Origin of the sequence: Shewanella bicestrii (genome assembly GCF_002216875.1) — a bacterium.
In the GTDB taxonomy this organism is placed as follows: domain Bacteria; phylum Pseudomonadota; class Gammaproteobacteria; order Enterobacterales; family Shewanellaceae; genus Shewanella; species Shewanella seohaensis.
In genome coordinates this window covers 4475621-4488769 of sequence record NZ_CP022358.1, presented here as the reverse complement: position 1 = coordinate 4488769, position 13149 = coordinate 4475621, and the positions used below count along the sequence as shown (strand labels likewise).

The window sequence follows — 13149 nt, the reverse complement described above, 5'->3', positions numbered from 1 at the left end:
TGTGCGCTTAATGCGGCTGAGGTAATAGTACGCTAACCTTTAATCCGCCAAGGTCTGAATGTGTAAAGCTAAGTTCCCCCTGATAACTCTCGACAATATCTTTGCAAATCGACAGGCCTAAGCCATGGCCTTGAATACTCTCATCGAGCCGAATCCCTCGCTCCGTAATCACAGCTAAATCGCTATCGGATACGCCTTCACCATCGTCGCTGACCTCAATCTGATACGCCTGCTTGCTGGCATGAGTCTGCTCAATACACAGCTTTATCTGTTGACGCGCATGCTTGCAGGCGTTGTCGAGTAGATTGCCAAGTAGTTCCAGTAAGTCGTCCCGGTCGAAGGGCATGACCAGTGTTTTCTCAAACTGATAATCAATTTGACGCTCGGGATAGATGCGCTGCATCACTTGGATGAGTGGCGGCAGATCGTCATTGAGCACGGTAAAACGCCCAGGCGTTGAAAGCCCGACGATTTTAGTGCGCTTAAGCTCTCGCTCAATAATATGGTGCAGATCCGCGAGCACCTTACTGCCTTCGCGTCTTTGCTGTGGCGCTAGGCTATCGAGGTAGGATTGTAGCCCTTGCAGTGGGCGTTTCATTTCGTGGGCAAGATTACCCAAGGCATTGCGTGAACGTTGCACCCTCTGGCCGAGTTGATTCATGAGGCGTTCGATTTCCTCAATCAAAGGACTAATCTCTGTTGGCGTGTGCTGGGTATCGATTTCTTGCCCTTGGAGCCGCAGTTGCCTGATTGCATCTGGCATTTGCTCTAGCGGTTTAAAGCCCCGTTTGAGCAACAGATGTTGGGCAAATAACAGGATCATAATGGTCAGCAGTACCACTACCGCGGCAAAGCCTAAAAAGCGTAATTGGGTTTGCTCGAGTGAGCTAATGTCTTCCGTCACCCAGAGGATAATGGTTTGCTCATTCTTAACGATTGCCTGACTGAGCATCAGCCAATGATGGTGGCCAACATATTGAGTGGCGAGTTGTTGTTCACCAACCTTTAGTGTTGGCAGGGTGACGTTATGATCGAAAAGCGATCGAGAGCGGAGTTGTTGCTCACCGATTTTGATCGCAAAGTAGTGGCCCGAATTGACCCTGTGATACACATTGGGGAGCCTATCGGCACTCAGTGCCCAAGTGCCATCGGCTTGCGGTTCGAGGGCGGAGATCAGACTATCGGCATCGTGTTGCAGGCGCGAGGCGACAAAGTCTTGGGTCAAGATTTGAATGCCTTGAAATAGCAAATACAACAATAGCGCCATGGCGCAGGTGAGGGTGATAAGCAGATTGCGGGTGAGGTAGGCTTTGAGTGAATACACGCTTATGCATCCTTGAGTCGATAACCTTGGCCGCGCCGCGTCTCGATATAGTCTTTACCTAGGCGTTGGCGGAGTCGGTTGACGTACACTTCAATCACATTGCTGTCTTTGATTTGTTCCTCTTCGTAAATGCGCTCGCTCAGCTCGGATTTGGAGACAATCTTAGTCGGGTTGGCCATTAAGTAATGCAGCAGGCGATACTCAATCTTCGTCAGCTCGATTACTTCTCCTTCGGCATTGGTCACCGCTTGTTTATCCACATCGAGGGAGACGCCCGCATGTTGCAGCAGATTATCGGCGCGGCCAAAGTGGCGGCGGATCAGCGCTTCTAATCTGGCGAGCAGCTCCTCAACATGGAAAGGTTTACCGAGATAATCATCGGCGCCGGCCTTTAGGCCATCGACACGTTCGTGCCAAGCATCGCGAGCCGTAAGAATTAACACTGGCATCAACAGGCCCTTTTGGCGCCATTGGCTCAGTACGCTTAAGCCCGGCTTTCCGGGCAAGCCTAAATCGAGGATCACCGCCTCGAAGGCTTCTTCCTCGCCCAGAAAAGCGCCATCGATACCATTATTGGCATGTTCAACCGTGTAGCCCGCCTTGTTAAGGGCGGGGATGAGGCGAGCCACTAAGTCAGTATCATCTTCAATTAGGAGTAAGCGCATCAGTCGACCTTTTCCTTAAGCCATTCACCCGTTTTGGCATCGATCTTAATCTCATAGACCACGCCATCGTCGCGCAGGATTTCGAGCTCATAGATGATGCGCCCGTGTTTTTGCTCGACCTCGAGGTCGAGCAAGCGCCCCTTAAGGCGCGACTCATAGCGTTGCATGATGGTGTCGAAGGGTAATACTTTACCCTCCTTCACCCATTCGACCACTTTGTTGGAGAGGTCTTCATCATGGGCTAGACAGCTTGGGCTGTTAATCATCCCAGCGGCCAAAGCCAGGAATATTAACGGTATCTTCATCGAATATGCCCTTCTCTGCGAGGTTATGGCAATTGCTGCATTGGCTGAATGAGCCGACTTTGGGGTTATCTTGCACCATGCGTCTTGGGATCTCATCGTGCTTACGGATAAAAAATGCCTGCTCGGTAATTTTCTGCGGCCCCATGCCAGCAATCAAAGGTTTGCTATTTTTCATCACCTTACCATTTTGCGCAGCATGTTGAACGAGATATTGCTCAATTCTAGCCGTTGCTTCAGGCGACAGACTGGCATCATCACCAAAGTGGTTGCTTAGGTTGCTGGTAATTGCCTGCCACTTTTCGGCGGGCAGTAAATTTGCGGGATACGCCATATGGCAGCTGCCGCATTCCGCTGAATATTCTGCATTTTGTGGGATGGCTTGATTATGTTCGAAGCCATCGTGGGCATAACCTGTGCCAGTAAAGGTTAAGCTGAGGCCTACGGCGCCTATCGCAAGGGCGAGGACGGTGAGTGTGGTTCCGGCAATCCAGCTTAGGGGGTGGGCTTGTTTAGTCATAGTATTTCCTTAAGTTTTACTGATTAAAATCGATGTGAATAACGCCGTTATTGCAAACTCAGCCACAGCAGTACGTCACCTTTTTCTTGAGGCGTGCACTCGCGTTTAAAGGTCCAGTTACAGTTGCGGGTAAACCATTTCTCAATCTTGGCCGCATCGGTTAAACGGTTACTGGTGAGCGATGGCGCCATGGCCTCGATGGGCTTTCGGGTGTTTTGATGCATACCTGGGTCTGTCACTTTGGCGGTGTGGCAGCTGGCACAGCTGCGATCCTCACTCTGCTGTAGCCACAGTGCTTGTCCTGCCGCGGCGCTAAATGGGCCTGCACCTTGTGCCTGATATTGTTGTAGTTGTAAGCCAATTCGCTCGGCGCTGAGTGGCAAGCTGGCGACCTTGGAATTGGCGGCATTGGCATTAACACTGCTGAGCAGTACCACAGTGAGCGCCAGTCCCATCAGGCTTTTATTCAGGTTGTTGTTCATCTCTAACTCCTTTGAACGGTCGGATTGTGACGGTTATTGATGTTCATCTTGTTGGATCAGCGGGCGCTGCTTTTTACCTGTCAGCATGGCTTTGACGAGGTTTTCCTTATGCAGCAGGCTGCTGACGATCACGCCGCCGACATGGGTGACGATAAGAAACAGGCTGAAGTTGGCGAAAAACTCATGCACTTCTTTCAGTGCGCCCTCGGGCCAAGAGGCGAAAAAGCTTGTGGCTAGTGGACCTTGGCCATCGGTGGCATAAAGCGCCATGCCGGAGAAGCCCGTGAACCCTATGCTGAGGATCAGGGCGACTATCATCAGCGCGCCTGCGGGATTGTGGCCGATGTAATCTTTAGCCTTGCCAGTGAAGAGTTCCTTCAGGTAAGCCCATGCGATGCTCGGACGGGTAACAAAGTTGATAAAACGCGCATGGTGAGTGCCAATCACGCCCCATAACAGGCGAAATACCAGCAGGGTTAAGATGCTGTAGCCAGCGTAACTGTGGATGTTCATCCATTCGTCTTCACCTTCGGTGAGGTAGGCTAAGGTAAAAAAGCCCACCAATGACCAGTGAAAGATACGGATCAAGGGATCCCAGACTTTGATGTTTTGCTGCATATTTGAGGACATGATCTGTTGCTCCTAAGATGGTGTGCTTGCAGGCTACTAAAGCCAAACTTAAACGGCGCTTAAATTTTGCGGAGTGACTTGCCCGCTGTTCTGGTGAGTGAAATGGGTAAATAGGAGATAAATCCATCGAACTAAGCTTGTTAAGGCATTGGTTTTAAGATAGATTTTGCCGCTTCATCTTCGAGAGGTAAGGGAGCAACCTGTTTATGCCAGTCCATCTTTTTAGCCGTCAGCCCGATCGAAAATCTTTTTTAATTTATGCGGTGCTGCTGTTTATCATCGAAGTGTTGATCGCGCGTTTTGTGCCTTCGGGGTTTATTCGCGGTTTTGTAGGTGACGTGTTAGTGGTGATCCTGTTGTTTTGCATGGCGCGCACGCTAGTGCCCGTGGTGAATGCAAAAGGGGAGTCAATCAATCGGTTTTGGCAAACGCCATGGTTGGCGCTGGCTGTGCTGTTGTTTGCCTTCGGTATCGAATTTGGTCAGTATTGGGGCTTAGTGGACAAGCTGGGGTTGGGCGGAAATCGTTTAGCGCGAATCGTGATTGGTAGCCATTTCGACCCACTCGACTTGCTGGCGTATTTTGTGGGATACCTGATATTGATGGGTTTGTATTGGAAGCGACATTAGCTATTTCAAGGCAAAGGAAGGATACCGCATGCAGCCGATAACAGCCTTCACACTGCGAGTGTCCGATACCGAGGCGCTCACTCAGCCTTTGTATTTCAATGAGCAAGCTACAGGGGCCAAGATTGCGGGAAGGCAGCTTGAGGCCCAGTACTGCTGCACTTTACCCAATGGCACCCAAGGCTATTTACTGCTGACCTCCTACGATTGTCCCTTTGAAGAATCGACCGAGAGCAGCCTGCTCGATGCAAATTTTAAATTAGTGGCGAGTCGCTCCCTCTCGCAGAGTTATCATTCATTTTTACTCTATGCCCATTGGCCTGTTGCGGATAATGGCCTGCGGCTGCATTACTACGATCAGTTAGTTTGGGATTTGCATATTCTGCCAAGCCGTTTAGGTAGGTTTGGCGGGCTGCGCCTCGAATTTAGCCCAGTAGCCAATCCTGAGTGCGATCCCCGCACCACAAGCTCGATGGCACAACTGTCGCAGCGGTTAGCGAATATCGAGACTGACCGTTAACGCGATACTAAAAAAGGCGTCAGCAATTCGGTCAACCAAGCCATAAATACCTGAAGGCGCTTTGAAAGATGGCGTCTATGGGGATAGAGCAAGCTCACAGGCATTGAGGGCGCTGGGTAATCTGGCAAGATCTCTATCAGTTCGCCAGTTTGGATATATTTTGCCACCCCAATATTCGGCGCTTGAATAATCCCTAAACCCGCCAGACAGGCCGCGCAGTAGGCATCGGCATTATTGACTGTGATTAGCTTAGGTAAGGCTAGGGCGCAGAGTTCGTGATTATCTTGGCTTAGATACTCAAATCCTGAATCGCTGCCGCCCAATTGGCCAACGTAATGAATAAGCTTATGCCCTTGGCTAAGCTCTTCTAAACTCGATGGTTTACCGTATTTTGCGATATAGCTTGGGCTAACGCAGTTCAGCATCTTAAAGTGGCCAATCTTCTTTGCGATAACGCCTTCTTGCTGCACGCTACCAACGCGGATCACGCAGTCAAAACCTTCGGCGACGATATCGACCTTGCGGTCGGTACTGCTTAGCTCCAACTCAATTTGGGGATATTGCTCAATAAAGTCAGGAAGATGAGGAAGCACTAAGTTTCGCGCAATCCCTGTGGACATATCGACTCTTAAGCGACCGGAAACTTGCGCCGCCTGTAGCTGGAAAAGGCTTTCTAATTCTTGATAGTCGGTGAGCAAGTTTTTGCAGCGCTCATAACAACTTATACCATCTTGAGTGAGGCGCACTGTGCGAGTGGTACGTTGTAGTAAACGTGCACCTAACGCGGTTTCGAACTGAGCTACGACATTCGACACATGGGTTTTCGACAGACCTAGGCTGATACTGGCTTGAGTAAAACTCTCTAATTCAGCCACCCGCATAAAAATTTGCATGGCTTGTAGTCTATCTTGCATCGCAATTGTTCTCTAATAGCTAACAGTCTTGCCATTTATAGTGTGTTTATCCCTCTTTGTGCAAGTAATAAGCTTTGTGATGTGGAATCGCCATGCTGTGTGGCGGCATTAACATAGATGAATGAAGAGGATACACAATGAACACAACTCCCATCGCGCTGATCACCGGTGCAAGTCGTGGCTTAGGTAAAAATGCGGCCCTGACTTTAGCCGCACAAGGTGTTGATATTATTATAACTTACCAAAGTAATGCCGCTGCCGCCGCCGAGGTGGTTGCGGAACTTGAATGGCACGGACGCAAGGCTGTCGCGTTACCGTTAGATGTGGGTGATAGCCAGTCCTTTAGTGATTTTTCTCAACGCGTTAAAACCGCACTCGAACAGACTTGGCAGCGGGATAGTTTTAACTATCTAGTTAATAATGCTGGGATTGGTATTCATGTGCCTATGGCTGAAACCAGTGTGGAACAGTTCGATACCTTGATGAATATCCATGTCAAAGGGCCTTTCTTCTTAACTCAGGCACTGCTGCCTCTGCTTGCCGATAACGGCAGTATTATCAATGTCTCCACGGGGTTAACGCGCTTTGCTGTCCCGGGGTTTGGTGCTTACGCCACTATGAAAGGCGCGGTCGAAACCATGACCAAGTATTGGGCGAAGGAGCTTGGTCCACGCGGCATTCGCGTTAATGTGCTGGCTCCCGGTGCAATCGAAACGGACTTCGGTGGTGGTGCCGTTCGGGATAACCGACAGATGAATGAGTTTTTAGCGCAGCAAACGGCTTTGGGGCGGGTGGGATTACCCGAGGATATTGGCGGTGCAATCAGTGTCTTGTTGTCACCCGCCGCGGCGTGGATAAACGCACAACGTATCGAGGCTTCTGGCGGTATGTTCTTATAGTTCAATGCGATAAAAACAAAGAAAGGGCCAATGGCCCTTTCTTGTTATCAAGGCAAAGTTGCAGCTGGGTTAGAAGAACCCGAGCGGATTGATATCGTAACTCACCAATAGGTTTTTGGTGTTTTGATAGTGATTGAGCATCATCTTGTGGGTTTCACGGCCGATGCCTGACTTCTTATAACCGCCAAAGGCCGCGTGGGCAGGATAGGCGTGGTAGCAGTTAATCCAAACGCGACCCGCTTGAATGCCGCGACCTAGACGCTGGGCGCGGTTCATGTCCCGAGTCCATACACCCGCACCAAGGCCGTATTCGGTATCGTTGGCAATTGCCAAGGCTTCGGCCTCATCCTTGAAGGTGGTGACCGAAATAACCGGACCGAAGATTTCCTCTTGGAAAATCCGCATCTTATTATGGCCTTTCATGATCGTTGGGCTGATGTAATAGCCTTTGCTTTGCTCGCCTTCGAGCTGGCAGAGCGAGCCGCCTAAGAGCACCTGCGCGCCTTCATCTTTACCAATCGCGAGATAGCTTAAGATCTTATCGAACTGTTCTTGGGAGGCCTGTGCGCCCACTTGGGTGGCGGTATCCAGCGGGTTGCCCTGCTTGATGGTTTGCGCACGGGCGAGCACTTTTTCGATAAAGCGATCGTAAATCGACTCTTGGATTAACACCCTTGATGGGCAAGTACAGACTTCACCTTGGTTGAAGAAGGCCAGCAACATGCCTTCGACGGCCTTATCTAAATACTCGTCTTCGTGGTCCATTACATCGGCGAAATACAGGTTAGGCGATTTACCGCCGAGTTCGACTGTCGATGGGATCAGTGATTCGGCGGCACATTTTAAGATGTGGTAACCGACTTCGGTGGAGCCAGTGAAGGCCAGTTTAGCGATGCGTTTGCTGGTGGCGAGGGCTTGGCCCGCTTCGGCACCAAAACCGTTGACGACGTTGAGGATGCCGGGCGGCAGCAGATCTTCAATCAGTTCGAGCAGCACAAGGATAGATACCGGCGTTTGCTCGGCGGGCTTGAGTACCACGCAGTTGCCCGCGGCGAGGGCAGGGGCGATTTTCCATGCCGCCATCAATAGCGGGAAGTTCCACGGAATGATTTGCCCGACGACACCCAATGGCTCTGGGAAGTGATAGCTGACGGTATTGCCATCGATGTCCGCGGCGCTGCCTTCCTGTGCTCGAATACAGCCGGCAAAGTAACGGAAGTGGTCGACAAACAGAGGCAAGTCAGCGTTGAGGGTTTCGCGCACCGCTTTACCGTTTTCCCAGGTTTCGGCAACGGCTAAGTATTCGAGATTTTGCTCAACGCGATCGGCGATACGCAGCAGTAAATTCGCACGCTCGGTGACCGAGGTTTTTCCCCAAGCATCCTTAGCTGCGTGAGCGGCATCGAGCGCCAGTTCAATATCGCGGTAGTCAGAGCGGGGAATTTTACAGAAGTTTTGACCATTAACGGGGGAGCGATTATCGAAGTATTCGCCGTTGACTGGGGCGACCCATTTTCCACCGATAAAGTTGGCGTATTTTTCTTTAAAGTTAACGATGGCACCAGCGGTTCCGGGTTGAGCATAGATCATAGTGTTTTCCTTCTGTGACTGCCGAATACGCTAAATGTGCAGCGTCTCAGCAAAGGGTCTTGTTGAAATAGGTTTTAGCACTGTTGTTATTTTTATCCTTTGCCAATCGAGTTGACTGACAAAGCTATTGATTAAGTTGATGTTCTCTTACGCAACACCTGAGTACTGCGTATAAACAGACATCGCAAGGACAGTGCCAAACTGGCAAGAGTTGTACACTTGTTGAGCTAACAGTATGATGAAAAGCTAATTTTGCAGATCCCAAACAATAGGGGCGCTCACGGAAAGAAAGGTGCCCTGTGGTCATTTTGTCATCCAACGACACACCATGGGTGTGCCGAAATGGAACAGCGCTCGGGGAGCATGGCTATGACAGTAAAACCGCATTTCCCAACCACACAGGCATGGTTAACCGATTCATGGCAGCGTAGCTTAGGTGCTGGCTTATCAGAGTTTCGTGCTGGTGAGGATCTCAGACTCACGCGCTCGGAGCTCAAACATAAACATGAGCAATATCAGCAGCTCATCGAATTAGTACAATCCCATGCCTTGCCGCTGTTTAATCAACTGATGGCGCACTCCAATAGTCGATTATTGCTCTCCGATGCCGACGGTTATGTGCTGAAACATTGGGGGGTGAGCCGCTATTCCAGCAAGCTGGCGGATGTGGCGCTCGATATTGGGGTCAACTGGCTCGAAAAGTATAAGGGCACCAATGCAATAGGCACGGCGCTCACGGCCAAGCAGGCGGTATCAGTGGTCGGTGAGCAGCATTTTATCCGCCAAAACCGTTTTATGAGTTGCACCGCTTGCCCGATTTTTTCGCCCCAAGGTGAGATGCTCGGAGTGCTCGATATTACCAGTGAGCAGCAACGGCATTCGCAGCAAACCTTGATGCTAGTGTCGAGCCTAGCGCAGCAGGTCGAAACGGCGCTGTTGTGCCATCTGCCCGATAGTCATTATCGAATTGATTTTGCAGCGCAGCCGAGTCTATTAAATTCTGGTTGGCAAGGCATAGTTATCGCCAGCAGTGACGGGCGAATTGTGGGCTGTAATCCCATGGCGAAACAGCTGCTGAGTCAGGCCAAGTTGGGTGACAGTTTAGAGCAACACCTCGGCGACAATTGGGCACGAGCGGGGGGCTTTCACCGCGATTCGGCGCTGCATGTGCAGACGCAAGCGCTGGCACTGATACAGACGAAAAGTACCAGAACTCTTCAAGATAAACCCTTGAACCAATTGGGGGTCAGGTTTCGCGATCCACTGCTTGAGCGGGCTTGGCAGCAGGCGAATAAGGTGATCACTAAGCAGATCCCCCTACTGGTACTTGGCGAAACGGGTGTCGGCAAGGAGCAATTTGTGAAAAAGCTCCACGCTCAAAGTGCCCGCCGCGCGCAGCCCTTGGTGGCGGTGAACTGCGCCGCCTTGCCTGCTGAGTTGGTTGAGTCAGAGTTATTTGGTTATCAGGCGGGGGCTTTTACCGGTGCCAATAGAACCGGTTTTATCGGTAAGATCCGCCAAGCCCACGGTGGCTTTTTATTCCTCGATGAAATTGGTGAGATGCCGCTGGCGGCGCAGAGCCGTTTACTCCGGGTGTTGCAGGAGCGCGAGGTCGTTCCCGTCGGCAGTAATCAAAGTTTTAAGGTCGATATTCAGATCATCGCCGCGACCCATATGGATTTAGAGTCGCTGGTGGCGCAGGGATTGTTCCGTCAGGACTTATTTTATCGCCTAAATGGATTGCAGGTGCGGCTGCCTGCGCTACGTGAGCGGCAGGATATTGAGCGCATCATCCATAAATTGCACCGCCGTCACCGCAGCAGCCCACAAACCTTGTGTACTGAGTTGTTGGTGCAGCTAATGCGTTACGATTGGCCCGGTAACCTAAGGGAGTTGGATAACTTAATGCAGGTGGCGTGTTTGATGGCCGAAGGTGAGGCTGTACTCGAGATAAATCATCTCCCCGATTACCTTGCTCAAAAGCTCATGAATCTGGCGTTTGAGCCCCAAACTTTAACTGAAGTTGTCGACGCCGAAACCACGGCGCATCCGCTCGAACTGTCCGAGTCTAGCTCCGCCACCATAGACTCGCTCCACGGAACCATAAATCTGAACGTGTTACAGGCTTACCGCGCCTGCGAGGGCAATGTGAGCCAATGTGCTAAGCGTTTGGGGATTAGCCGTAATGCCTTGTATCGCAAGTTAAAACAGCTAGGGATTAAGGACTAACGGCAGTTAACTGTTGATGATATAAGCCCCGCTAACTGTGTTAGCGGGGCTTATGTTTTTAGGTCGGTAAACTGATATTGACTTCGAGTCCATGAGGCTGACGATTCTCGGCTCTGATTTTACCTTTATGGGCGCTAATGGCCGCTTCGGTAATGGCGAGTCCTAGGCCCCAGCCACCGCTTTCCCGCTGCCTTGCCGAATCGGGGCGATAGAAGGGTTTGAAAATCGCTTCAAGCTCAGCAGGATCAATCCCTGGACCATCGTCTTTAATGGTGATCTGTACTTGGCCGTTGGTTTGGCTCGCGCGCAGGTGAATATCGCTCTGGGCATAACGAATGGCGTTGCGCAGTAGGTTTTCTATCGCACGGGACAGGGATTTAGGGTAATGGCTGAGCTCGATGGCTTCATCGATGTCGATTGTGATCTTTTTGCCCTGTTGATCGGCCTCAAACTCGGCGTCATCTAGCACTTGGCTGAGGGACTCGGCTAATCCGAGACGCACTTTAGTTTCATTGGTGCTGAGTTTGACCCGCGATAACTCCAGCAACTCTGCGATCAATTTCTCTAATTGCTCGGCCTCGTAGGCGATACGGTCGGTTTCAGTGGTCTGTTGACCTTTCTTGCGGGCCAGTGCCAGTGACAATTGTAGGCGTGTCAATGGGGTGCGCAGTTCATGGGAAATATCCCCCATCAAACGTTGCTGATTCTTCACCATGGCTTCAATCGAGTCCGCCATGCTATTAAACGCGGTGGCGAGTTGACCGATTTCATCGTTACGTTGAGTGGTCGCCTTATCGACACGGTTACTAAGATCACCTTCGGCGAGGGCATCGGCACTTTTCTTTAGTGAGCTTAATGGCTTACCTAAATGCCATGCGAGAATGGCGCACAGTAATCCCGAGAGCACTATGGCTAGACTTAGGGTGAGCAGCTTATTTTCGATAAAGAAGAAAAACCATGGGCGAGGGTGAATATCCGGCAAGCGACCATAGAGGTAATAGGTTTCGCCTTCGAGGCTAAATTGATAGGGGCCAAACACTAGCTCATCTTTAAATTGATGACTAATGGGTTGTTTTTCCTCATCTGTCATCAGCATAAAACTGCGTACGCCACGGCTCACTCGGCTGGTGTTAATCACTTGGCCTTGGCTGTTCGCGAGATAGAGTCGCAGGGGCTTGCCTTCCATATCGCCACGCCTTTCCCAGCGGCGCAGAAAATCGGACTTTATCAGCTCAGGGTTGGCTTGAATTCGCTGAGCTACGGTCGCGAGCATTTTTTGCATATGGGGTGGGATAGGCGCGCGGTCGTGATTTTGCTGCAGCAAAGGTAGCAAGCCGACTAAGGCGATAATCAGTGAGCTACAGATCCAAAATCCGAGCAGTAATTTGATAAATAAACGATTAGGCACAGTTGTTCCCGCCGTTATGGTAGCCAGATATAGCCTTTGCCACGGATGGTTTTCACCCTAGGTCTACCATCGCTGCGCTCGGGGAGCTTTTTGCGTAGATTCGACAGGTGCATATCTAGGCTGCGATCGAAGGGCATGAGTTTTTTGCCGAGCACAATTTCATTGAGCTCTTCTTTATTCATCAATTCTCCCGCATGCAGTGCCAGTGTGTGAAGCAGGGTAAACTCAGTCCCTGTGAGTATGATGAGTTGCTCATTGCAGTAAGCCTCTTGGCGCGAGGGATCTAAGCGTAAATCACCAAACTCCTGTGCCGGTGTTGCATGGATTTCTTGGGCGGTTAAGTGCGAGCGGCGAATAATGGCGCGAATACGGGCGATAAGCTCCCTGTCATTGAAGGGCTTAGGTAAATAATCGTCGGCACCGATCTCAAGCCCTACTACTCGGTCAATCTCGTCGCCTCTGGCTGTGAGCATCAACACCGGTGTTTGCTTGTGTTGGCGCAGGGCGCGTAGCACTTCAAAACCGTTTAATTTAGGCAGCATCACGTCGAGTAAGATCAGATCGTAATCCCCCGCGAGGGCCAGTTCTAGGCCTTGCTTGCCATCGTAGGCGAGGGTGAGTTTAAACCCTTCGAGTTCGAGTAATTGTCCGAGAAGTTCTGATAAACCAAGATCATCATCGATTAATAATATCCGACTCATAGTGTTCCTTAATCTGGGTGAACTGGTGCGAAAGACTCAAAGCGATGTGCTAAACCACAGACGGTTTGAGTATTTTGCCTGAGTATACCTCTTTTGGTGTCAATTGCTGTGTAGCAATGTAAGCCAAAGTAAAGAATAGGGAATTTGTATGCTCAAGCTGTTCTTAATACGCCAGTTTCAACACCTTAAGATTGTTTTGGGATAGTTCTTATCGCAACTTTACACTGATTTACTCAGGTCACGACCTCACTTACATAGGGTGCTTTAGACTGTAATCGTCGAAAGTGATTCGGCTTTTAAAAGGGTCGTCACTGTATACAACATAAGTTGAATATTGAG

General features: G+C 50.5%; 14 protein-coding genes. 4 read left to right on the top strand and 10 right to left on the bottom strand.

What is annotated here, in order from left to right; all coding sequences use genetic code 11:
- Window positions 1–7 precede the first annotated feature (7 nt).
- From CF168_RS19650 to CF168_RS19625, 6 genes are read right to left on the bottom strand one after another with little or no spacing between them, the layout of a single operon-like run.
- Complete coding sequence (locus tag CF168_RS19650) at window positions 8–1324, bottom strand: sensor histidine kinase (RefSeq protein ID WP_089068730.1); 1317 nt, start codon at window positions 1322–1324, stop codon at window positions 8–10.
- Between the two features lie 2 nt (window positions 1325–1326).
- A complete protein-coding gene (locus CF168_RS19645; protein ID WP_086903916.1) occupies window positions 1327–1989 on the bottom strand; it encodes a winged helix-turn-helix domain-containing protein in 663 nt (220 codons plus the stop codon).
- Window positions 1989–2255, bottom strand: a complete 267-nt coding sequence (locus CF168_RS19640) for a PepSY domain-containing protein (protein WP_011621049.1) — start codon at window positions 2253–2255, stop codon at window positions 1989–1991. The genes CF168_RS19645 and CF168_RS19640 overlap by 1 nt, the downstream gene beginning before the upstream one ends.
- Window positions 2248–2811, bottom strand: coding sequence for a diheme cytochrome c (locus CF168_RS19635; RefSeq protein WP_089068729.1), 564 nt, complete (start codon window positions 2809–2811; stop codon window positions 2248–2250). Before CF168_RS19635 ends, CF168_RS19640 begins: the two co-directional genes overlap by 8 nt.
- 47 nt (window positions 2812–2858) lie before the next feature.
- Window positions 2859–3293, bottom strand: coding sequence for a DUF1924 domain-containing protein (locus CF168_RS19630; RefSeq protein ID WP_089068728.1), 435 nt, complete (start codon window positions 3291–3293; stop codon window positions 2859–2861).
- Between the two features lie 33 nt (window positions 3294–3326).
- Window positions 3327–3923: a cytochrome b/b6 domain-containing protein gene (locus CF168_RS19625; protein WP_086903919.1), complete on the bottom strand. Its 597-nt coding sequence runs from the start codon at window positions 3921–3923 to the stop codon at window positions 3327–3329.
- 206 nt (window positions 3924–4129) lie between these two features.
- Here CF168_RS19625 and CF168_RS19620 point away from each other — a divergent pair, with 206 nt between their 5' ends.
- Both CF168_RS19620 and CF168_RS19615 read left to right on the top strand, forming a co-directional pair.
- Window positions 4130–4552, top strand: a complete 423-nt coding sequence (locus tag CF168_RS19620; RefSeq protein ID WP_089068727.1) for a DUF2809 domain-containing protein — start codon at window positions 4130–4132, stop codon at window positions 4550–4552.
- Window positions 4553–4580: 28 nt separating this feature from the next.
- On the top strand, window positions 4581–5069 hold the full coding sequence (locus tag CF168_RS19615) for a hypothetical protein (protein ID WP_089068726.1): 489 nt from the start codon (window positions 4581–4583) through the stop codon (window positions 5067–5069).
- Here CF168_RS19615 and CF168_RS19610 read toward each other — a convergent pair.
- The gene (locus tag CF168_RS19610) at window positions 5066–5983 is read right to left on the bottom strand and encodes a LysR family transcriptional regulator (protein ID WP_089068725.1); all 918 of its coding nucleotides are present in this window, start codon (window positions 5981–5983) and stop codon (window positions 5066–5068) included. The genes CF168_RS19615 and CF168_RS19610 overlap by 4 nt on opposite strands.
- Before the next feature lie 137 nt (window positions 5984–6120).
- Between CF168_RS19610 and CF168_RS19605 the strand changes: the two genes are divergently transcribed.
- The gene (locus CF168_RS19605; protein ID WP_089068724.1) at window positions 6121–6882 is read left to right on the top strand and encodes an SDR family NAD(P)-dependent oxidoreductase; all 762 of its coding nucleotides are present in this window, start codon (window positions 6121–6123) and stop codon (window positions 6880–6882) included.
- 69 nt (window positions 6883–6951) lie between these two features.
- Here CF168_RS19605 and exaC read toward each other — a convergent pair whose 3' ends face one another.
- Entirely contained in the window at window positions 6952–8472 is a 1521-nt protein-coding gene (gene exaC / locus CF168_RS19600; RefSeq protein WP_011621057.1) for an acetaldehyde dehydrogenase ExaC, read from the bottom strand.
- 369 nt (window positions 8473–8841) lie between these two features.
- Here exaC and CF168_RS19595 point away from each other — a divergent pair, with 369 nt between their 5' ends.
- Entirely contained in the window at window positions 8842–10701 is a 1860-nt protein-coding gene (locus tag CF168_RS19595) for a sigma-54-dependent Fis family transcriptional regulator (RefSeq protein ID WP_089069010.1), read from the top strand.
- A gap of 58 nt (window positions 10702–10759) precedes the next feature.
- Here CF168_RS19595 and CF168_RS19590 read toward each other — a convergent pair whose 3' ends face one another.
- Together CF168_RS19590 and CF168_RS19585 are read right to left on the bottom strand one after the other, a co-directional pair.
- The gene (locus tag CF168_RS19590) at window positions 10760–12109 is read right to left on the bottom strand and encodes an ATP-binding protein (RefSeq protein ID WP_089068723.1); all 1350 of its coding nucleotides are present in this window, start codon (window positions 12107–12109) and stop codon (window positions 10760–10762) included.
- A gap of 14 nt (window positions 12110–12123) precedes the next feature.
- Window positions 12124–12810, bottom strand: a complete 687-nt coding sequence (locus CF168_RS19585) for a response regulator (RefSeq protein ID WP_011621060.1) — start codon at window positions 12808–12810, stop codon at window positions 12124–12126.
- Between the last annotated feature and the right edge of the window lie 339 nt (window positions 12811–13149).